Source organism: Halomicrobium mukohataei DSM 12286, assembly GCF_000023965.1.
Lineage (GTDB): Archaea > Halobacteriota > Halobacteria > Halobacteriales > Haloarculaceae > Halomicrobium > Halomicrobium mukohataei.
In genome coordinates, this window is record NC_013201.1 from 93,280 (window position 1) to 113,675 (window position 20,396).

Below are 20,396 nucleotides of genomic sequence, written 5' to 3' on the forward strand. Positions count from 1 at the left end.
GCCACGACGGCACGCCAGCGTCAAAACTGTTGAGTCTGCCCGCCTCCGCGGGGTCGCGAATATCTCGAAACAGCGATAGCCGACAGTATAAGCGCCAGTGGGTCGAACGGGACACTCGATGCCCAGTGCAGCGGACCCTCACGACCTACAGCGCTTCGTCGAGGCACAGGAATCGGTCATCGGGACGGTCAAGCGGGAACTTCCTTATTCAGCGAGGGAGTCCCGCCGTTCACGGCGGGCGGGAATCGCGTAAGCTCTAGTGACTATCCACCGTTCAATTCCCGGCCTACTCCCAATTATTTATATATAGTTAGTCCCACATGTGATGTGTAGATGGAGATTCAGCGTACTGCTGTCGTCAAACTTTCCGTCCCCGACCAGCGGCGCGACGACCTGAAACGAACGATGAACACGTTTCGGGACGCTGCACAGCGGTTTGCCGACCGGGGATGGGAAAGAGATGACAATGGGTACGTGATAACGTCGCGCTCTCGACTACAACCGCTCGTCTACGACGACATACGGGACGACACCGGCCTTCACTCAGACTTGACCGTGGCCGCCGTCAACCATGCTGCCGACGCGCTTACCGGCTGTGTAGACAAAATGAAAGCTGGCGAACGAACCTCAAAACCTGTGTTCACGTCGAACACGACCGTCTACAACACCAGTGCAATCAGTTACTTCGACGGATACTGTTCGCTGGCCGCTTACGGAAGTGGGCGTGTTCATGCTGCATACGTCTACCCAGACGACTCGCTCCAGGCCGAATACATGGAGAGTAGCGAGTGGACCAAACAAGGCGCGAAACTCCGATACGACCATCAGACCGATACCTACTACTTGCACGTTTCCGTCAAACAGGAACGCGAAGATTCGTTGGAAGAGGCCGAGAGCCGAACAGTTCTCGGCGTAGACCGGAACGTCGACGGGTATCTTGCTGTCACCAGTACAGGAGCATTCATCGGCAACGCTGACCTACTGAACCACAAGCGCCGCGAGTATGAACGTCGTCGCGCCCGACTACAACAACAGGGGACGCGAAGCGCACACCTCACGATTCAGTCAATCGGTGACACCTTCGCTAACTGGTCCGAGGACTTTCTACACCAAACGTCGAAACGACTGGTGAAAGAAGCCATGTCACGGGGCTGTTCGGTAATCGTGTTCGAGGACTTGGAACAGATACGAGAACGTATCTCGAACGCCTCGAAATTCCAGCAGTGGGCGTTCCGCGAGTTGAAGCGCCAGACGACATACAAAGCCCGTGCCGAAGGAATCGCTGTCGAATCAGTCCATCCGGCCTACACCAGCCAGCGGTGTAGTCACGCCGACTGTGGCTTCACTCACGAGGACAACCGCGACAGCGACCAGTTCACCTGCCAGAAGTGCGGCAAAGAGCTACACGCCGACTACAACGCGGCACGCAACGTTGCACACAGATTCATCCAGAATCGGCTCAAGTCTGGTTCTGGAGGGGCGACCCATCACCTCGCCCTGAAGTCGGGGACAATGAACGGGAACGGCGACTACTCGCCTTCCACAGTATAGTGGACAGACCGGGAGTCCACCGACAAACCTCGCCGTGAACGGCGAGGTAGGTGATTGGATGTGGTTCGTGTTCCCCCAGGTCGCCGGGCTCGGCCGGAGTGAGATGGCGCAGCGATTCGCCATCGCCTCGCGAGCGGAAGCCGACGCCTACCTGCGCCATCCCACTCTCGGACCGCGATTGCGTGAGTGTACGGCGATCGTCAACGCCCTCGACGGGCGCTCAGCGAACGACATCTTCGGCTCGCCGGACGATCTGAAGTTCCGGTCGTCCATGACGCTGTTCGAGACGGTCGCCGACGATCCGACGCCGTTCGCCACGGCACTGGAGCGGTACTACGACGGCGACCGCGATCAAAAGACGCTCGATCTGCTGGACGACAGCTGAACGCTGCCTGTGGTGGCAATCTCCGCTCGGAACTGCACGCTGCTCCTTCCTTCGAAGGTAGAACCGGGCACCGACCAGAACGGTGTGACGGCGCTATGTGGACGTTTTATGCGCACACGGTCGCATACCTTCGGCAATGTTCGATTCGGTTGCGAGAGCTGTCGAGACCCTGACGGCCGAGTACGCGGCCCACTCTGCCGTCGAGCCCGCCTTCGACCTCGCGGAGTTTTTCGAACCCGCGCTCGACGACACCGAGCCACGCGAGACCGTCGGACAGCACCGCAAACGACGCTTTCGCTCGACGATCGAACGCGGACAGACGTTGTCCGAGCAGGAGGCCGTCTCACTGCCCACCGAGGCGATCAGCGAACGACTCGTCGACGTGGCCAACGACCAGTCGATCGAAGCGCGCCGCCGCGCCGCGCTTCTCGACTACTGTGACGCCCTCTTCGCGTTCGGCGCGCTGGCGTTCGAACTCCAGGAGCGCTATCCCAGTGCGCCGGTCGAGACGGCCGTCGATCGACTCCGCGATGCCGGGGACGCCGCCGTCGCGGACGATCTGAGCGACGGTCTCTCGTCGATCCGGTCGGCCGCCCAGGAGCTGTACCGCACCGCCGTGGTCGTCCGTCGCGCCGATCAGCTGTTCGCCGCGCTGTCGGCCGTCGGCGAACCACAGCTCGGACGCGCCGAGGCCACCCTCGGCGGGACACTGGACGAGGCCATCGCCGAGCGCGACACGGACCGCATCGACACCGTCGCCGAGCGGCTGAACGCCGCCACCGACGGCGAGTGGACCACCGACGATCTGCTGTCCTGTTCACACCGCGAGTTCGAGGTCCTGATCGCGGACCTCTGGCGAGAGGGCGGGTTCGACGCCCGGACCACGAAGTACGTCCAGGACTACAACATCGACGTCATCGCCCAGGCCGATGGCACGCGCGAACTGATCCAGGCCAAACAGTACGAGCCGGGCAACACGGTCGGGGTGCGAACGGTCCAGCGGACCGCCGGACTGCTCGTCGAGTTCGACGCCGACTCCGTCGCCGTCGTCACCAGTTCGAGCTTCACCGAGAACGCCAGAGAGAGCGTCGAGCGGATGAGCGAACAGGTCCGCCTCGTCGACGGTGAGCGGCTCTGTGAGCTGCTGACCCGCTCCCAGCTCGTCCCGTCGCTGTAGGGCAGCTACTCGAAGCTCCTCCCTGCTGTCAGCCTCTCCGGGTTCGAGGGCGACGCCGTTTCAGCGGTGCTGGAGACCCGTTGCTCCAGGGATATCCTCACCGGGAACCAGTTTCTATTAATAGATCAGTCGGGCTCGTGAACGAGAGTTACCCGCTGAAACCAGTAATTGAATACGTCCATCGGTAGTAGTCGGGTGTGATGACTGAGGGATCAGACCCGATCAACTATCTCTCTACAGACGATATCCTTGCCATCCACGAACTGATCGTCGAGTCGAACGAGGACACGGAGAGTGGTGTCTCTTCGCCCGGCGATGTCGAGTACGCTACCGAAGATATTCGCGAGGGCCACTTCGGTCGCGTTCCCGAATCAGTCGACGAGAAGGCGTTCCAGTTGCTCCGATTGATAGTCGCCAATCATCCGTTCGTCGACGGAAACAAGCGAACAGCACTCATGTCGACCCGTATCTTCTATGCGTTGAACGGACTGGAATTCGCGTACGATCGGCGCATCAAAGACATTCTGAAACGGGTAGCGACAGACGAAACGAGTGTCGAGAAAGAGGTGGTTCTGTCGTATCTCGACGACCACACTGAGCCACTTGAGCCAGAGTACAGAACCACGATCGAACTGTGGCTGTCACGAATTGCCGACGCTGACAGGATTCCAGAAAATATCGTCTCCGATCCGCCTGAGGGTGAGAACCACAGTAAACCGAACGATTATGACGCCGAATCGCGTAGTGAAGAATAAGGATGGGTACGGAACGTGACCACCCCGAGGTGCCAGAGAACATGTCGGCCGAAGAGGCCAGACGGTATCTGATTCGGTTTCTCGGGAAACAGGATCTCGACGAACACGAAGATATCTACGACGAACTCGCGTACGAGTGAGCGCTCCGAGGTTTGATAGACGAATTTTTCAGCAGTGACGGGGTACCGGCTACTGGTGGTAGTGACGAGCAGTTACCCCCACCCAGACCCACTCGTGTGACGGTAGGCACCTTTATTAGCGTCATGTAGCAACCAATCCGTAACTGCGATGGGCCGACTCAGCACGTCCACACAATCCGTCGCCTTTCTCGTGATCTTCGCTGCCAGTCTCATTATCGGGTTCTTCGTCGCGATGGCGGTCGACGTTCTCGGCCTCTCGCTCGGTCCCGCACAGACCAGTCTGGCTGGCGCGATCACCAGTGTCGTTCTCGTCAGCGCCACGTTGGTCGCGCTCTACGGAATCCCACCGTGGCGTTCCGAGCGTCCGACTCCCGACGTCGATATCGACGAGTTCGAGACAGCGGCTGGGAGTACAGCGGCGACCGACGAAGCGACTGAGACTCCCCAGTCTATCACCTGTCCCAACTGCGGGACGGAGTTCGACCCGTCGGCCGCGTCGGTCGGCGACCGCTGTGAGGCGTGTGGCGACGGCTACCTGACGAGAGCCGGCGACAGGGTGGTGCTCGATGACGCCGAGTGACTCTGTCCCGGAGCGGATCCCGGACGTGCCGCCGATCTCCGTCGACCTCTCGGCGGAGCTCGACGTGCTGTCGTTCGAGCTCGCAGACAGGATTGCGACGGGAGCCAACGGCGAGGTGTACCGCCAGTCGCTCTCCGATGGCACCGCGATCGCCGTCAAGGTGCCCGATAGCTCGGGGACGATCACCGACGGACGGATCGATCGCATCCTCGACGAAGCGGAGGACTGGGCCGAGTTCGAGGCCAACGAGTACGTCGTCAGCCTCGTCGACTACGGGATCGACGACGGCCAGCCCTGGATCGCCATGGAGTACATGGATCGAGGCCATCTCGGCGACTTCCTCGATCGGGGCGGGGTCCAGTCGCTCTGTCACGGGCTCTGGATCGCTCGGTGTATCGCGAGCGGCATCGAGGAGGCCCACTACCGCGGCACCGCTCACAGGGACATCAAACCACAGAACGTCCTCTTTCGGACCGTCGAGAACGGCTGGAACGTCCCGAAGGTCGGCGACTGGGGGACCGCCAGCACGCTCCGCAGTTCGAGTGAGACGATCGGTGAGTACACGCCGCGCTACGCCGCGCCGGAACAGCACGCCCGGCAGGTCGAGACGCGCAACCAGAAGATGGTCGATGTCTTCCAGTTCGGCATCGTGCTCTTCTTGCTCTTTACCGGGAAGCACCCGTACGGACGGACGACGAAACGGGCCGGCGACGCCGAGCCACCGCACCCCTCGGAGGTCCGCCCCGGCATCCCGCGGGCGCTCGAAGAGGTGATCCGCCGGTGTCTGAATCCGGAGCCCGAGGACCGATACGAGGACATCAGGCCGGTCTTGCACCGTCTCGACGAGTTCTGGGACGCGCTGTGTGGCTAGGCGCGCCTGTGTGCAGTTTTATGGTCGCCGACGCGCATCGTTGGGTCGTCTATGGGTGATCGAGAGCCGACGCTCGACCGCGTCCGGAGTCCGCCCCGGCGGGACCTCTCTGCGGATCTCGTTCGGTCCGGTGAACTGATCGACCGGGGCGGCAACGCGCTCGTCTCCGTTGCTGCCCTCTCGGACGAACGGTCGCCCGACCGGATCGCGGTCAAAGAACCGCTGGCTCCGGGGACGCTCGAAAACGACGAGATCGAGCGGTTCCTCTCGCAGGCCGAGACGTGGGAGACGGTCGACCGCATCGAGCGAGAACGCCCGCGATGGCGGGACTCGGAGCACGTCGTCGGCGTCGTCGACACCGGCGAGCGCCTGCCCTGGATCGCGATGGAGTACATGGACGGCGGCACGCTCGCGGACCGCCTGGCGGCCGTGGACGGCGGGCTCCCGACCCTAGAGGTGCTGTGGATCGGCGAGTGTGTCTGTCGCGGCGTCGCGGTCGCTCACAGCCTGGGGATCGCACATCTCGATCTCAAGCCGGCGAACGTTCTCTTTCGCTCGACGCCCGACGGCGTCTGGGACGTTCCGAAGGTCGCCGATTGGGGACTCGCCCGCGTGCTGGCCGATCAGACCGGCACGGTCGAGGGGCTCTCGCCCGCCTACGCCGCGCCCGAGCAGTTCGAGCCCGGGGAGTTCGGCGAGCCCGACACGCTGACGGACATCTACCAGGTCGGGACGATCCTGTACGAGCTCCTGACCGGGACACCGATCGCGCCCGAGAGCCGCTTCCAGGCCATGCAGGTTGCGATGTCCTCAGACCCCGTGTCGCCTCCCAGCGCCGAACGGCCCGCGCTCTCTCCGGCGGTCGACGCCGTCGTGTCGAGCGCGCTCGAACGGGACAAGACGGATCGCTACAGCGCGATTCCGGTGATGGCAGACGCGCTCCGGGCCGTCCGTACCGGCGGCGACCTGCCACCGATCGTCGGCGACCGTCTCGACGGCCGGTCAGAACGAACCGGGGACGCCCGCCCGGAGCGAACAGACACGTCGACGCCGCCAGCCCCGGAGCGCGACGACGAGCGGGCGGCGACGAACGACGGGGGTGCCGGCGACCCGGAACTGGTCGAGCGAGTGACCGACTACGACAACTACGGGTCGTACTCCGCCTCGCCCGGCGATCACGACGGCGTCACGACTGGGCGGTCCGACGGGCACGCGGACGACGAAGCGTCGTCGGACGACCCGCGAACCCATCCGGCCTCAGAAAGCGAATCGATGGCCGACCGCGTCGCCGCCTACGAGAACCACCGCTCGGTCAACGCCTCGCCCGGCGACCACACCGCCGTCGCTGCCGAGTCGACGAACGGCGCTCGCGAACCTCGGGCGGCGTCCGGTCTGCCCCCTCGGACCGCTGGGTGGCCAACACTCGGTGGGAACTTCGCACGGACGGGAACGAGCGGCGATCCCGACGGCCCGGAGAGCGCGGTGTCGGTCGCCTGGACGCACTCGACGCCGGATCTCGTCAAGGTCGCGCCGGCCGTCAGCGACGGGATCGTCTACGCCGGACCGGAACGGGGGACTCTGCGCGCACTGGACGCACAGACGGGAGAGACCGTCTGGACGAGCGGACGCCTCCTGGAGACGGCCTCGGCACCGGCCGTCGCCGACGGGCAGGTCTTTGCCGGCAGCTGGTCCGGTGACCTGTACGCCGTCGATGCTGTGACCGGTGACACGCAGTGGACGTTCGAGACCGGGAGTCACGTGTACGGTCCTCCGACGGTCGCTGACGGGACGGTGTACTTCGGCGGCCGAGGCGGCACACTGTACGCGGTCGCGGCCGACTCCGGCGAGCAGCGCTGGCGTGTCGACTGTGGCGCGATCAAATCGGCACCGACCGTCTCCGGTGGGACCGTCTACGTCGGCACCAAAGCCGAGACCGTCCACGCCGTTGATGCTCACAGCGGTGAGACCGTGTGGACGTACCAGACGGAGCGACCGGTCTGGTCGTCGCCCGCTGTGGTGGATGGATCCGTGTACGTCGGCTGCTGGGACGATTCGCTGTACGCGCTCGACCGGTCTACCGGCGACCTCGACTGGCAGTTCGACACCGAGCGTTCGATTCCCGGATCGGTGGCTGTCAGAGACGACTCCTTGTTCGTCGGGAACAACGCCAACAACGTGTACGCACTCGATCCCACCAGCGGGGAGAGTCGCTGGCAACAGTCACTCAGCGGGTCGGTCCGGACCGCAGTGGCTGTCCTCGGGGAGACGCTCATCGCAGGCTGTGCCGACGGCACACTCACCGCGCTCTCGACCACGACTGGCCACCGGCGATGGTCAGTCGATGTCGGTAGCAGTATTCACGCGTCTCCGGCGGTGGCTGCTGGAACCGTCTATCTCGGGACGGCGGACGGCGTTTACGCGCTGGCGGGCGACGAGTGAGCGGACGCCTGTCTTCGCTCCGATCATTCTGACGCTCGTAACGAACGCGCACAGAGACTGCGCTCCCACTCCGGAGTCGACGGGACGAGCTAACTGGAGTCGCTAGCGAGTCGCTCCAGTTGGCTTGCTCATGCTGCTGGCCCGTGTGGCTGAGTCTCCCAGCTGGCTGGATTAACTATCTAGATTAGCTAGCTCACTCAGCTGGCTGGCTTAGCTGAGTGACTTAGCTGGCTTAGTTGGCCGAGTCGTCTGACTGAGTTTTATAGCTGAGGCGCTCGACTGGGTAGCTATGCTGGCTTACACAGTGTACTCGGAAGCCGGCGGGGTCGGAAAGACGACCCTCGCCGCGAACCTCGCGAAGGCCGAGGTTCGGGCCGGTCGGCGCGTCCTCGTCGTCGATCTCGACACGCAGGAGGCGTCGCTGTCACATCTGCTCGACGTGGCCGACGATCGGAACAACGATCAGGTAGACAGCCTCTTGCGTCACATGATCGACCGTCCGCGAGGGGACTTCTCGGATCTCGTCCGGACGAGCGAGGGCATCGACATCGTACCGGCTCACAACATTCTCGAATACGCCTCGAAGCACCTGCGCCGACGCGAGGAGGAGGCCGCGGACTTCGGGGAGTCGTGGAACCCGAACAAGCAACTCCTCCGGGTCCTGCGGGAGGCCGGCGTCCACGAGACGTACGACACGCTGATCGTCGACCCGCCCGCCAGCGCCGACATCAAACTCCACAACGCGATCCACGCGACGCGCCACGTCGTCATCCCCTTCGAACCCAGCGGCAAGGGGTACGAGTCCGTGCAGGGACTCGACCAGCTGGTCGGCGGGCTCGAAGACCAGCTGGACATCGAGGTCGGCGTCCTCGCGGTCGTCCCGAACCGCTACAAGGGGATGAACGACCAGGATCGGTTCCTCGACGAGCTGGCGGCCGACGGCTGGGAGCTGCCGATCAAGTTCCGCGAGCGGTCCTCGCTGCTGGAGGGGTGCTGGGCCGAACAATGTACCGCATTCCGCTATATCGATGTCCACCGGGAGCGCGAACGCGACCACGAACTGGACACCCTCGAAAAGTACGACGAGCTGGCGGCACACATCCGCGAGATGCGGGCGGTGGAAGCATGAAGCAGGGTTCGACTGACGATCCGTTCGCCGACGACCCCGACGCCGAGCGAGCGGACACGGCCGACGAACCGACCGACGTAGCGGAAGGCGGCGCTGCCGACCAGTCGTCGTCGAGCGATCTCGGGAACGACGGACGGACGGGCTCGTCACTCGACCCCGAGCCGTCGAGCCAGCAAAGCGGCCAGCAGTCCGCGGATCGCCAGTCCGAGGATCAGCACCGCCACTCGCTGCCCTACATCCACGCCCGGGACGGGGTCAAGGACGGCCGGACCCAGCGCCCGGTCTTTCTCAGAGACGACGTCGAGGCGGGCATCGACGAACTCGTCGCCACGGTGGAAGCCGAGTTCGGCGAGGACGTGTACAAGACCGACGTGACCGAGGCCGCGATGGTCGTCGCCCAGGAACACCCGGAGCTCGTCGTCGCGGAACTCGAAGCGTGGGGCTACGGCTGGGACTGACACTGCTGGCTGTCGCTTCGCTGGGGCGGCGCGTCTCTCTGACGGCCGACAGTAAGCGCCGACGCTCTCGGGCTCACTCCAGCGCCTCGACGGTCTGCTTGCACGCTGGCGGCACGGCCCGCGCGCCGGCCGTCGCGCGCACGTATCCCTCGACGACGTCGTCGAGGCGCTCGGGCCGAACGTCGCGATCGAACCGAGCGAGCCGCCAGTCCGCGCTCGTCACCTCCCGGGACACGTCGCTGATGACGGTCCGGGCGAGCGCGGCGTCGCGACCCGTTTCGAGCGCGGTATCGAGCGCGTCGTAGGCCGTCGTCCGCAGTGCTCGCAGTTCGTCGGCGCTCTCGACGCCGCCGATCTCGCCGGCATCGATCCGTTCTTCGATCCGCTCCAGCGCTCGAAATCTCGCGATGCGGCCGGTCGCGTCGATGACGGCGCTGGCCGGTCCGCTCGCTTCCTCGACGGTCGTCGGTCCGGCGTCGACCGTCCGACGGAGGTCGCTGACGACGTTTTCGGCGACGCCCCACTCCTCCGGGGTGGGTTCCGGTGGGAGGTCGGAGCGGCGCGAGCGAACGTCGGCCAGCAGCGTCTCGGCACCGCTGGTGAGCGCGTCCTCGACGTTGCCGGCGTCGGCGGGCAGCGACTCGGCGAACTGGCTGTCGAGGTGGCGGGCGTCGTCGAGATCGACCCGCGCCGACTCGACGGTCTTGCCCCACTCGGCGACGGTCAGCAGTTCGCCGTCGCCGTGGATCCGTGGCCCGTCCATCCGGGCGAGCCGATCGAACGCGTCCTCGATCCGGGCGTGTACCAGCGCCGCTCGGACGGGGTCGGTCCCGAGGTACGTGTGCTCGTCCCAGAACGCGTGGGCGTTCGAGACGATCTCACCGTGCTCGCTGCGGAGGCGTTCGACCGTCAGTCCTCCGTCGGCCATCGCCCAGCCGGCGGCCGCGTATCTGGCTCGTTCGCGCGCCTCGCCCAGCGCCGTCAGCGCTTCCAGCTCCGTCCGGGCAGTGCGTGCGTCGTCGAGCGCGTCCGTCGCGTCGCTGGCGCTGTCGGTCAGGCGCTCGCGGACGTACCCGTTGGGGATGTCGTCGGGTCCCATCGGCGTCGGGAGTTCGCCGAGCAACGCGTCGACGCGCTCGCGGGCCGTCGTGAGGTGCGACGGCGCGATGTCGACGGGCACCGACGGGGCGACGACCGGCGACGGGATCGACTCCCGGTCGAGGTCGGGGAGCTCGTACACGCTGATCTGCTCGTCTGTGTCGTCGCTCAGCCCGCCGATCGATTGGCAGCCGGCGACGGCACCCGTCGCGGCCACGGCGAGCAGCCCGCGACGCGTCAGGCGCTGTCGGTCTGCTGTGCTCCGTGCGTCCTCGCCCATCACCGGTCACCTCCAGTCGACGTGGCTGTGGCGGTTCGTGTCTCACCGTCACTCCCGGCGCTCGATCCCCCGCCGCTCTCGGCCGCGGCCCGATTCCGTCTCTGACAGCCGGCCGTGCCGATCGACGAGCCGTAGCCACGCACCTCGTCGGCCGAGAGGCTGTCCGGAATGCGGATGAGTCGCGCTTCGAAGACGTGGTCGTCGACCTCACAGCGCGTATCGTAGGGGAGCTGGGTGCGCGCGTAGTCCGTCGACACCTCGTCGGGCTGCCACTCGATCCGACACAGTGCCAGCTCGAAGCAGGCTCGGACCTCGACGCTCTCCAGATACAGCGTCTGGCCGTCGAGGTCCGTCTCCGACAGGAACGAGTCGAGCCCGTCGGCGTCGACGCCGTCGGCGACCCTGAGCCGTTCCGCCCGGGCCGGCGTGTCGACGACGCTCCGCGAGTGTCGACGCCGCTCGCGGTGGGACCCGCGCTCTCGCTCGGTCTCGCCGTCTTGATCGGCGAGCCAGAGCGGTGCCTGATCGGTCGCCTCGCGAACGCGGACCATCTCGGGATCCGTCGCGGACCCGGTCCCCGGCGCGTCCGTGTCCATTCCGCCCTCGGCCCCTCTCGTTGCCGTCGACTCGCTGGTCGCGCTGCCGTACCCGCTACAGCCGGCCAGCGCGGCGGCGACCCCCGCGAACGCGGCGAGGGACTCTCGTCTGTTCATGCAGTCGCTTGCAGTAACCGACACAAGAGAGCGGCGGTGACTCCAATCTCGCTTTGAGCGACGCTCACCACTGGTCGGCCAGCACGTCACGGACCCGAGCGGCCGTTTCCGGACGCGCCGCTGGATCCGGATCCAGCGCGGTACGGAGCAGATCGTCGACGGCTGGAGGGACGCCATCGCGAACGTCTCCCGGCGGGGCAGGGGACCGCTCTCTTTTCTGTACTGCCTGCTCGACGGCGAACGGCTTCTCTCCCGTCAGGAGTTCGTAGACCAGCGTCGCGAGCTGGTAGATGTCCGTCTTGGCGGGTGGCACTTCACGCGCCCGTTCGCTTTCCGGACGCTGTTCGGGCGCTCCGTACCCAGGCGTGTACTGCTTGTCTCCGCGGCTCAGTTCGTGTCTCTTCCGTGCGGTCCCCCAGTCGGCCAACTTCGGCATCGACCACCCGCGACGACGCTGGAGGAGGACGTTCGCCGGTGTGATGTCCCGGTGGTAGATCCCGTGTGAGTGGGCGTGCTGTAGTGCGTCGGCGATACAGACGCCGATCCAGAGCACCTGTGACACGGGCAGCGATCGCGCCTCGGCGAACGCTCCCAGTTCTCCCTCGTCGAGGTACTCCATCGCGATCCAGGGCTGGGGCTGGGCTCCCCAGCCGAAGATCGTCACGATGTTGGGGTGGTCGTGGACTCGGCCCCACTTCTGGGCTTCCTCGATGTACGCCGAGAGATCGGCCACGGTCCGACCGGCCGGTTCCAGTGGCCGCTTGAGCGCGATCGTTCGTGGCGCTTCCGTAGACGCGTTCGCCGGTGGATGCAGCGACGCTTTATGCACAGTCCCCGTTCCCCCGTGCTGGATCCGGTGATGGGCTTCGATATCGCCGTAGTCGATCGTCTCTGTGAGCCACGGCGTGTAGGCTGTCGCGGACACGACCGGCAACGCAGTCGGTGCGAGCGGGTGATCCTTGCCGGCGTGTGTCACCGTCGACGGTCCGCTGTGTTCGAGTGCGGCGTCGATGGCCGTCGACACGTCTGGTCTCGACTCGGTCACCGCCGTCTCGGCGAGCGCACGACGGGTCGACGGCGTCGACGCTGCCCCCAGCGCCTGTGCGAGCAGTCGCCGCACTCGTGGTACCGACTCGGTCGCGAGGCGTTCTTCCAGCACCGACGTGACCCGGTCGGGGGTGGTCGTTTCGGAGCGGACGAGCGACAGCAGGCCAGTGACGGCGTCGGCCCGTTCCGTCGATGTCGCACTCTCACCGGCTCGTCGACAGAGCCAGTCGACGCTCTCGTCGTGTGCTGTGACCTGTTCGGGGAACGCCCGGCTCATCGTCGCCAGTGCCTCGGTCCGGAGCGGTCCGAAAGCCGTTCGCTCCCCGGTCCGGACCTCCGTGAGGTACTCCAGCGCCGTCGCCACCGCCGACTCGGAGAGTGGTTCGTCACTCGACAGGCGGGTCAGGAGCCACACCGCGTATCCTCGTGCCCTCGTGTGGCGCTTCGTCGTCGTCTTCGACTCACGTTCCGCGGCCAGATACGAACGGACCTCTTCGGTGGTGTCGGCAGTGTCGAGCACGTCACCGTGCGCCTCGTGGACCCGTCCGAGCAGTCGTACGACACGGTGGATCGATTCGTCGCGCTGCTCGAGCAGGTCCACACACTGTTCGACGGCGGCCTCCGAGACCTGTTCGGGGTGGTCGCGAGCGAGCTGGGCGAGTGCCATCGCAGCGTTCGACCGCACGTACCTGGCGTGCTTTGCCAACGCTCCGGTGTCTTTCGACAGGTGAGCCGCGTCTTTCGCGTCTGCCTCCGTATAGCTCAGTAGCGCTTCGAGTTCGTCTCGGACCGGGACGACGACTGACGGATGTGTTCTGCCGATCTGCCAGAGCGATCTGACTGCGCGGTTGACGTTCCGGGGCCGATTCCCGTGGTCGGCCACGACGGCGTGGAGTTCTGTCGCCGGTAACGCGGCCTCGGGTTCGGAGAGCCCCATGAATCCGAGTGCCCTGAGACCGACGCTTTGCAAGAGGTCGTCGTCGGCCGACGCGAACTCGCGCAGGCTGTCGGCCGCCGTCGCCATCTCTGCTCGTACGGCGGCCCGCCCCTCGTGATCGTAGTGCCCGAGGTTCGTCAGGGCGAGCACTGCCCGTCGCTTTCGAATCGCCTTTTGACCCGTCTGCAGCAGGTCGAGGAGCCGTTCGACGACGGTCTCAGTGACGACACTGTCGACGTCGTTCGATGCGAGTCGACTGATTACGAGTGCGCCACGAGACCGGACACGTCCGGGATTCGACTCCCCGATCCGTTCTGTGGCGACTTCGGCGATCCGCTCTATGTAGGTCCGATCGGCGTCTGTCGTGGTGAGCGTCGTCAGTTCGGTCGTGACAGCGCCGTCTTTGACCAGTCGACTCAGCGCCTTCGTTCCGTTGTAGGCAACCGCCGGATCGTCGGCGGTCGCTGCCTCGATCGCCAGATCAAACGGCTCCGTCTCTCCGTCCGCCGGATCGAACGAGCGATCGCTCGCCAGTGTCGCGAGTGTCTCTGCTCCGGTCAGTCGCGTCTCCGGATCGTCGCCGTCGAGTTGCGCGTTGATCTCTTCGAGTGACATTGGCTCAGTCGGTGATCCGGTCGTCGGTCACGTCGACTAACAGTTCGAGTTCGGACAGCAAATCCGCTCCGACGAGCATCTCTCCGGTGTAGGCCGACCGGTCGCTGACGTCGACTTCGACGACCCTCGCTTCGTCGGACACGTCGAGCAGATCGACACAGACACAGACGATCTCGCGCGTTTCGGCCGCCGAACCCGACCGCGTCGTCACGTCGCCGACGGTACCGGTCTCGCCGATCGAGGACAGGACGCTCTCGTCGATCGTACTCCGGTCGGAGCCCGTATCGATCTTTGCAGTCACTCGCTGTTGACCCGTGGTACCAGTCACCTCGACGCGCTCGTATCGCCCGATCACCGTCCGGTCGCCAGCAGTGTCGGCCATCTCTACGAGATACGTAGCGACGCCCCGGAATCAATCTGTGGATCACTACTGTACTGTAGCGCGTCTTCCCGACGTTCGGCCGGCGGACGCTCGGGGGACTCGTTCAAGACGAGCTGCCCGACCGAGAGGAACGCCCGGCAGTGATCGACGGGCAACGAGACGCGTTCGCTCGGGACCCGTTTCTGGCCCTCGACGAGATGGAGGGGACCGTCACCGACGGAATCGAGTGACGCCGCGAGACGACGCGTCTACTTTCACTCCGAGGCGAGCAGCTTTAGGGCACAACTGCGCTTCTCTCACAGGTATGGACGACGCTGCCGTCTCCGCTCGACGCTGTTCGCCCACGGTCCACGTCCACGACGTGCAGTCCCTCCTGGAACGTCCCCAGCGAGCCCGCGACCCGATCGACATCGTGATGACGCCCGAGCAGCTCCACCAGCGCAACTGCAAGCGGGCGCTCGCACAGCGCAGCCGGCCCCGTTCGTCGGTCCTGTTTCGGACGCCGATCGACGTGGCGTCGCGGGTCCTCTCGACCCACGAGGGCCGAGCGGTCGAGACGCTCGACCGGCTCGACCGGCTCCGGCTGTTCCGGACGCTCCTCGACGAGCCGCCCGCGGGCGTCGGGGCGCTCACCACCGTCTACGGCACGGCACTGACCGAGCACGCCGAGTCGATCGAGGTCGCTCGCGAGGAGCTCCAGCTCCTGACCGGCGGGCGAGCCGACCGGGCGGAGGCGCTCGACGACGTTCGCTCGTCGCTGTCGGCGGCTGCCAGTGCCGACACGCGCGCGCTCCGTACCGGGGTGGGTGCTCTCGTCGACGCTCTCGACGAGCGTGTCGCGGCCGCTCCAGCTCCCGGCGCTGTCTTTCGGGCCTGTGCGAGCGCGATCGAGGAGACCGACGGCGCAGTGTGGTCGGCGACGTTCCCGACGATCGAGCGGATCGATCTCGCTGGCGTCAGCACGCTCGGCGCGCCGATCCGAGACTTTCTCACGGCGGTCGAGGCGGCGACCGACGTCGCCGTCCACTACTACCTCCGGGCCGGGACCGGTCCCCGGATCGCCCGTCGGCTGGCTGCCCGGTCCGGGATCGCCGACACCGCCCCGGACCGCGTCGATCCGTCGCCCGACCGCCGGCTCGACCAGCCGCCGCGAACGACCGAGATCGCGGTCGAGACGAGACACGACGAGGCCCGCACCGCGGCGGCGATCGTCGACGGGGCGCTCGAAGCGGGTGCCGGCGTCGACGACGTCGCGCTCGTCGCTCGGGACGTCGATCGCTACGAGCGGCCGGTCCGGCGCGCGCTGTCGACGTACGGACGGCATCCGTCGGTCTGGACGCAGCTCCCGCTGACCCGGACGCTCCCCTACCGGCTCGTCGCCGCCGTCTGTGAGCTGCTGGGGGCGGCCGCGGCCGACGACATCGCCGCCGACACGCTGGTGGAACCGCTCGCGCTCCAGTGGATCGCACCGCGCGGCCGTCGCGACCGCCCGACGCCACCGTCGACGATACACGCGCTCGATCGTGCGCTCGACGGCGCGTCTCGCTCGCGGGTCGGGTGGCTCACGGCCGTCGGGAAACTCGACGGCGTCGATACGACCGCACGCGAAGCGGCGGCCGGCCTGCTGAACTGGATCGGCCAGCAGCCCGCCGAGCCCGCGCCAGCCGACATCTGTTCCGTTCTGGAGCCCGTCGTCGACGCGTTCGAGGAGGGCGTCCTGCCCCGGCGGGCCGCGTCCGACGGGCCGGACTACACCGAGACCGCCCAGACCGCCCGCGCCGTCGAGCGGGTCGCCGGCACGGACGACGGCGATCACCTCCTTCGCGAGACGCGCGCGAAGTACGCCGACTGGCTCGAACGGGGCCACCTCGATCCGTCGTGGGACACCGTCCTGACGGTCCTCGACGCGCTCGCGACCGCCCGGCCCGGCCGGCGCGAACACGCCAACGCCGAGCGCATCGACGTGCTCGACGCGACGGACGCCTGGCTCCGGACGTACTCGCTCGTGATCGCGCTGGGGTTCGTCGACGGCGAGTGGCCACAGCGCCCCCACGGCGAGTTGCCGGCCGAACTGCGGGCGGCCATCGTCCGGGGCCAGACACGGTCGGCCCGTCAGTTCCCCGTCCGGGGGGCCTGGTCGACAGAGCGCGACCTCGATCACTTCGCCGACGCGGTCCGGGCCGCCACCGATCACCTCGTCGTCACTCGCTACACCCGTGACGTGGACGGCGTCCGCTACGATCGGTCGCCGCTGCTTGCCCACCTGGACGCCAACCGCCTCGCGCCCGAGCGGGTCCGTCGATTGCGGGCCGGCGACGCCTCGACGCTCCACGACTGGATCGACGACGGCACGAGCGTGGGGGGTGGCGGCCGGTGACCGACGGCGTCCCGCCCCTGGAGGGCGCACAGGACCGGATTCGCGACGCGTTCCTCGCTCACGACCGGGGGCTGTTCGTCCTCGACTGTACGGCGGGCTTTGGCAAGTCGACGACCGTCGAGCGCGTCGCCGCCGAGGCGCTGGTCGAAGCGGGCGCGCAAGCGGCCGCTCCCGAACGGGGGCTCTGCGTCGTCTCGTTCTCCCGCGAGGACGCTGCCGGTATCGTTCCGGGGATCACTGCCGCGCTGGCCGCGTTCGCCGACGACGAGCAGCCGACGGCGACCACTATCAGCCCCGAGCGTTCACGGCGGCTCCAGGAGCGGGTCCGCCACGCCGACCACGTCGGGACCATCGACAGCATCTTTCGCACCGTCTTCACGGAGATTCACGCCGAGTACGGCTTCGAGCAGATGCCGACGGTCGGCAACGACGCGCGACTCTCCTCGCTCCGAGAAGCGGCGCTGGACGCCCTGCGTGGTCGCGAGTCACTGACGGCCCGGTTCGACCGTCTCGACGAGGCCTACGGCGACGAGACGGCCAGCGACGGACGGGGGGCCGACGGGCGCACGCTGGACACGCTGCTCGAAACGGCCCGCTCGGCCAAGCGCGCCCGCAGGCTCTCCGACGAGCAGTTCCGCGACAGACTCCTGGGCGCGATCGACGAGGCCTTTCCGGACGGTCGCCCGGCCACGTTCGACGCCGTGGTCCGTGACGTGGCGCGGTTCTTCGACGAGGAGACCGCCGCGGCGTTCCGGCGACGCCACGACGACGAGGCGGCGGTCACGGCCCAGTCCCGGGCGTGTTTCGACCGCTGGCGTGCGCGCGTCGAGGAGTTCTGTTCGCTCGTGGTCGCCTACGAGACCGAGTACGACCGCCGGTGTCGCGAGCGCGGCGTGCTCGCCCACCAGGACGTGGCGTACTGGGTCGCCGACTTCTTCGACGAGTCCGGCGACGCCGACGACTCGTTCCGCGAGCGGGTCCGACAGCGCCACGCTCACGCCCTCCAGACCCTCGTCATCGACGAGGCCCAGGACGTGTCCGTCGCACAGCACGACGCGCTCGCGCCGCTGGTCCCCGACGACGCCCGCGTCCTGCTTGCCGGGGACACCGACCAGTGTATCTACGCCTGGCGCGACGCCCGGCCGGCGCTGTTCACGCGAGCGTTCGACGAGGGGACGTACTTCGGGCGCTCCTGGACGCCCCACGAGCGGGCCGACGCCGCACGGACCTATCGGATGCGACCGGACGTCTCGGCGGCCGTCGACGCCGTCTTCGAGACGGTCTTTACCGATCCCGCACGCGGTGCCGTACACCGGACCGGCGACGGCTACGCGCCCGTCGAGACCGACCGCGAGGCGACGAGCGAGCCGGCGGTCCACGTCGCGAGCTACCGGGCGCGGGGCTCTCCGGGGACGACCACGTGGTTCGAGGAGAGCGAAGCAGCGCCGCTCTCGAACTACCTCCACGGTGCGCTGGCCGACGACGGCTTCGCGGGCCGAGACGCCGACGGCCCGGTGGAGGTCCTCTTTCCGACGCGGACGAACATGCGCTCGCTCGCCGCTCGTCTGGAAGCGAAGGGGCTGTCCGTCGCCGACGCCAGCGAACTGCTGTTCGAGACCCCGCTCGTCGAACTCGTCGTCGGCGTCGTCGAGTGGCTCGTCGATCCGTTCGACCCGGAGCGAACGCGCGCGCTCTTCGACGGCGCGGTTCCGGCGGTGACCTGCGACGACGGGTCGACCGTCCGAGAGATCGCTGCCGCAGCCGACTATCGCCTCGACGAGATCGGGGCCGACGATCGACTCCCGGCCCGCGTCGAGACGTTCCTCGACGACCTCGCCGAACTCCGCGGGCGGCTCGCGCGACGGACGGCCGATCCGGGGGCGCTCGTCGTCGCGACCGTCGTCGAGACGCTGGCCCTGGGGACCGACCCGTTCGACCAGGTCGACGATCCGCGGCGCTGTCTCGCCGTCCTCGATACGCTCGTCGAGACCGTCGAGTCGTGGGAGGGGACCGACCGCTACTCGCTGTCCGAGCTGGCCGGCGTCCTCCAGCGGTACCGCGCGTCCCCGTCTCACGGGCCGCTCGTCCCGGTGCCCGACGACAGCGACTACGACGTGGTGTTCCGGACGATCCACAACGCGAAAGGCGACGAGGCCGATATCGTCTGCCTGGCCGACCTGAGCCGACCACTCGGGGTCCACGGCCCACATCGCGATTCGTTCGTGGCCCGCGGTGAGACGCTCGCGCTCGCACCGCCAGCGACCGCGCCGTCGGTTCCCGTCGACGAACCCAGCGCTCACGGCGTCGAGTCGGTGCCGCGGCTCCGCTGGGCGACGAACCGCTGGGTCGGGGACGAGCAGCCGCGACTCGGCGGACCGCCGGTGTTCAGCGAGCTCGCCGCCGCACACCGCGCGGACCGCTGGCGGACGCTGTACGTCGCCATGACGCGGGCCCGGGACCACCTCGTCCTCTCGGTGCCACGGGACGCGACGAGCCACGGAACGCCGCCACAGGACAGCTGGGTGACGACGATCCGGCGGGCACTCGCTCTCCCCGACTCGCTGGAGCGCGGCCGGATCGACACCGCGCTCCAGCGACCGACCGGGGAGTACCCGCTGGCGATCGGCTGTCTCGACGTGGCCTACGACGCCAGCGTCTCGCAGTCGAGTCGCCCGACGCCGCGGACTGCGCTCGCGCCGTCGCCGACTCGGACGGGCCGGACGCCCCGCTTCGTCAACGGCAGTACGCTCTACCCGCTGGCGACGGGACTGGACGAGCACTGGCTCGCCCACCTCAAGGGGGCCCCGCTCCACAGCGACCGTCCCGCTCCCGACGACGGCCTCCCGCTGGCCTTCGACGCGGTCGGCCCCGACGACCTCGGGACGATCGCACACGACGTGCTCACGACCGCCGTCGATCGAGGCGTCTCGACCGCGACGCTGGAAGACTGTGCCGAACCGCTCGCGGGGCGGCTCGACGCCGCTATCGACGAGCAGTGCCGCGACGTTGGCGGCCGTGAGCGCCAGCAGGTGGCGAGCTACGTCCGCGAGACCGTCTGCCCGCAGTTCGCCTCGACCGGCGTCTGGGAGCGCTTGCAGTCGAGCGCCGTCTACGTCGAGGAGCCACTCGACGCCGTGCTTCCCGTGGCCGACCACACCATCGAGACCCGGAACCACGCCGACATCGTCTCGCGCGCTCCGGACGGCACGTGGTACGTCGACGACATCAAGCTCGTCCTCGCCGACACCGACGCCACCCGGGACCGATACGCGCTCCAGACCGCCTTCTACGCCTGGCTGCTCGAACGCCAGCTCGACGACGCGACGGTCCGGGGGCGCATCACGTGCGTGGGCGAGCGCGTCGACTCGACGGCCGGCACTGCGCCGGTCGACGACATCGAGTCGTGGCTCGCGCGGTTCGCGTGAGCCCCCATCCTCCGGCTGTAACTGTTTCAAGATATTC

General features: G+C 67.3%; 15 protein-coding genes and 1 pseudogene. 12 read left to right on the forward strand and 4 right to left on the reverse strand.

The features are described from left to right. The first annotated feature begins 333 nt into the window (after positions 1 to 333). The 10 genes and pseudogenes from HMUK_RS15935 (at position 334) to HMUK_RS15975 (ending at position 9,485) form a co-directional block, all read left to right on the forward strand. Positions 334 to 1,551: an RNA-guided endonuclease InsQ/TnpB family protein gene (locus HMUK_RS15935; RefSeq protein WP_012807467.1), complete on the forward strand. Its 1,218-nt coding sequence runs from the start codon at positions 334 to 336 to the stop codon at positions 1,549 to 1,551. Positions 1,552 to 1,606: 55 nt separating this feature from the next. Beyond that, positions 1,607 to 1,936, forward strand: a pseudogene (locus HMUK_RS15940) (DUF1810 domain-containing protein); the annotation flags it as partial. Positions 1,937 to 2,072: 136 nt separating this feature from the next. Continuing rightward, positions 2,073 to 3,113, forward strand: coding sequence for a restriction endonuclease (locus HMUK_RS15945; protein WP_012807468.1), 1,041 nt, complete (start codon positions 2,073 to 2,075; stop codon positions 3,111 to 3,113). Positions 3,114 to 3,313: 200 nt separating this feature from the next. Beyond that, positions 3,314 to 3,868, forward strand: a complete 555-nt coding sequence (locus HMUK_RS15950) for a type II toxin-antitoxin system death-on-curing family toxin (RefSeq protein WP_012807469.1) — start codon at positions 3,314 to 3,316, stop codon at positions 3,866 to 3,868. Between the two features lie 2 nt (positions 3,869 to 3,870). Further along, a complete protein-coding gene (locus HMUK_RS17730; protein WP_012807470.1) occupies positions 3,871 to 4,008 on the forward strand; it encodes a hypothetical protein in 138 nt (45 codons plus the stop codon). A 148-nt stretch (positions 4,009 to 4,156) separates the two neighbouring features. Continuing rightward, a complete protein-coding gene (locus tag HMUK_RS15955) occupies positions 4,157 to 4,588 on the forward strand; it encodes a hypothetical protein (protein ID WP_012807471.1) in 432 nt (143 codons plus the stop codon). Next, the gene (locus HMUK_RS15960; protein ID WP_012807472.1) at positions 4,575 to 5,459 is read left to right on the forward strand and encodes a serine/threonine-protein kinase; all 885 of its coding nucleotides are present in this window, start codon (positions 4,575 to 4,577) and stop codon (positions 5,457 to 5,459) included. The genes HMUK_RS15955 and HMUK_RS15960 overlap by 14 nt, the downstream gene beginning before the upstream one ends. A 51-nt stretch (positions 5,460 to 5,510) precedes the next feature. After that, positions 5,511 to 7,898, forward strand: a complete 2,388-nt coding sequence (locus HMUK_RS15965; protein ID WP_012807473.1) for an outer membrane protein assembly factor BamB family protein — start codon at positions 5,511 to 5,513, stop codon at positions 7,896 to 7,898. Positions 7,899 to 8,187: 289 nt separating this feature from the next. After that, positions 8,188 to 9,027 (forward strand): ParA family protein, encoded by an 840-nt coding sequence (locus tag HMUK_RS15970; protein ID WP_012807474.1) that lies wholly within the window; start codon positions 8,188 to 8,190, stop codon positions 9,025 to 9,027. Continuing rightward, positions 9,024 to 9,485 carry a hypothetical protein gene (locus HMUK_RS15975; RefSeq protein ID WP_012807475.1) on the forward strand — a complete coding sequence of 154 codons (462 nt, stop codon included), beginning with the start codon at positions 9,024 to 9,026 and terminating at the stop codon, positions 9,483 to 9,485. The genes HMUK_RS15970 and HMUK_RS15975 overlap by 4 nt, the downstream gene beginning before the upstream one ends. 73 nt (positions 9,486 to 9,558) lie before the next feature. Here the strand turns inward: HMUK_RS15975 and HMUK_RS15980 are convergent, their stop codons facing one another. From HMUK_RS15980 to HMUK_RS15995, 4 genes are all read right to left on the reverse strand, one after another. Then, entirely contained in the window at positions 9,559 to 10,863 is a 1,305-nt protein-coding gene (locus HMUK_RS15980; RefSeq protein ID WP_012807476.1) for a hypothetical protein, read from the reverse strand. Further along, a complete protein-coding gene (locus HMUK_RS15985; protein WP_012807477.1) occupies positions 10,863 to 11,576 on the reverse strand; it encodes a hypothetical protein in 714 nt (237 codons plus the stop codon). Before HMUK_RS15985 ends, HMUK_RS15980 begins: the two co-directional genes overlap by 1 nt. Positions 11,577 to 11,640: 64 nt before the next feature. Then, the gene (locus tag HMUK_RS15990) at positions 11,641 to 14,175 is read right to left on the reverse strand and encodes a serine/threonine-protein kinase (protein WP_012807478.1); all 2,535 of its coding nucleotides are present in this window, start codon (positions 14,173 to 14,175) and stop codon (positions 11,641 to 11,643) included. A gap of 4 nt (positions 14,176 to 14,179) precedes the next feature. After that, entirely contained in the window at positions 14,180 to 14,557 is a 378-nt protein-coding gene (locus HMUK_RS15995) for an aspartyl protease family protein (RefSeq protein ID WP_012807479.1), read from the reverse strand. 304 nt (positions 14,558 to 14,861) lie between these two features. Here HMUK_RS15995 and HMUK_RS16000 point away from each other — a divergent pair, with 304 nt between their 5' ends. Together HMUK_RS16000 and HMUK_RS16005 are read left to right on the forward strand one after the other, a co-directional pair. Next, positions 14,862 to 16,934, forward strand: a complete 2,073-nt coding sequence (locus HMUK_RS16000) for a hypothetical protein (RefSeq protein ID WP_012807480.1) — start codon at positions 14,862 to 14,864, stop codon at positions 16,932 to 16,934. Beyond that, a complete protein-coding gene (locus HMUK_RS16005) occupies positions 16,931 to 20,359 on the forward strand; it encodes a UvrD-helicase domain-containing protein (RefSeq protein ID WP_012807481.1) in 3,429 nt (1,142 codons plus the stop codon). The genes HMUK_RS16000 and HMUK_RS16005 overlap by 4 nt, the downstream gene beginning before the upstream one ends. Positions 20,360 to 20,396 lie beyond the last annotated feature (37 nt).

Excerpts from the sequence above, each read along its gene's own strand:
- HMUK_RS15935 (WP_012807467.1), top strand. The coding sequence starts at position 334 with ATGGAGATTCAGCGTACTGCTGTCGTCAAACTTTCCGTCCCCGACCAG.
- HMUK_RS15945 (WP_012807468.1), top strand. The coding sequence starts at position 2,073 with ATGTTCGATTCGGTTGCGAGAGCTGTCGAGACCCTGACGGCCGAGTAC.
- HMUK_RS15950 (WP_012807469.1), top strand. The coding sequence starts at position 3,314 with ATGACTGAGGGATCAGACCCGATCAACTATCTCTCTACAGACGATATC.
- HMUK_RS17730 (WP_012807470.1), top strand. The coding sequence starts at position 3,871 with ATGGGTACGGAACGTGACCACCCCGAGGTGCCAGAGAACATGTCGGCC.
- HMUK_RS15955 (WP_012807471.1), top strand. The coding sequence starts at position 4,157 with ATGGGCCGACTCAGCACGTCCACACAATCCGTCGCCTTTCTCGTGATC.
- HMUK_RS15960 (WP_012807472.1), top strand. The coding sequence starts at position 4,575 with ATGACGCCGAGTGACTCTGTCCCGGAGCGGATCCCGGACGTGCCGCCG.
- HMUK_RS15965 (WP_012807473.1), top strand. The coding sequence starts at position 5,511 with ATGGGTGATCGAGAGCCGACGCTCGACCGCGTCCGGAGTCCGCCCCGG.
- HMUK_RS15970 (WP_012807474.1), top strand. The coding sequence starts at position 8,188 with ATGCTGGCTTACACAGTGTACTCGGAAGCCGGCGGGGTCGGAAAGACG.
- HMUK_RS15975 (WP_012807475.1), top strand. The coding sequence starts at position 9,024 with ATGAAGCAGGGTTCGACTGACGATCCGTTCGCCGACGACCCCGACGCC.
- HMUK_RS15980 (WP_012807476.1), bottom strand. The coding sequence starts at position 10,863 with ATGGGCGAGGACGCACGGAGCACAGCAGACCGACAGCGCCTGACGCGT.
- HMUK_RS15985 (WP_012807477.1), bottom strand. The coding sequence starts at position 11,576 with ATGAACAGACGAGAGTCCCTCGCCGCGTTCGCGGGGGTCGCCGCCGCG.
- HMUK_RS15990 (WP_012807478.1), bottom strand. The coding sequence starts at position 14,175 with ATGTCACTCGAAGAGATCAACGCGCAACTCGACGGCGACGATCCGGAG.
- HMUK_RS15995 (WP_012807479.1), bottom strand. The coding sequence starts at position 14,557 with ATGGCCGACACTGCTGGCGACCGGACGGTGATCGGGCGATACGAGCGC.
- HMUK_RS16000 (WP_012807480.1), top strand. The coding sequence starts at position 14,862 with ATGGACGACGCTGCCGTCTCCGCTCGACGCTGTTCGCCCACGGTCCAC.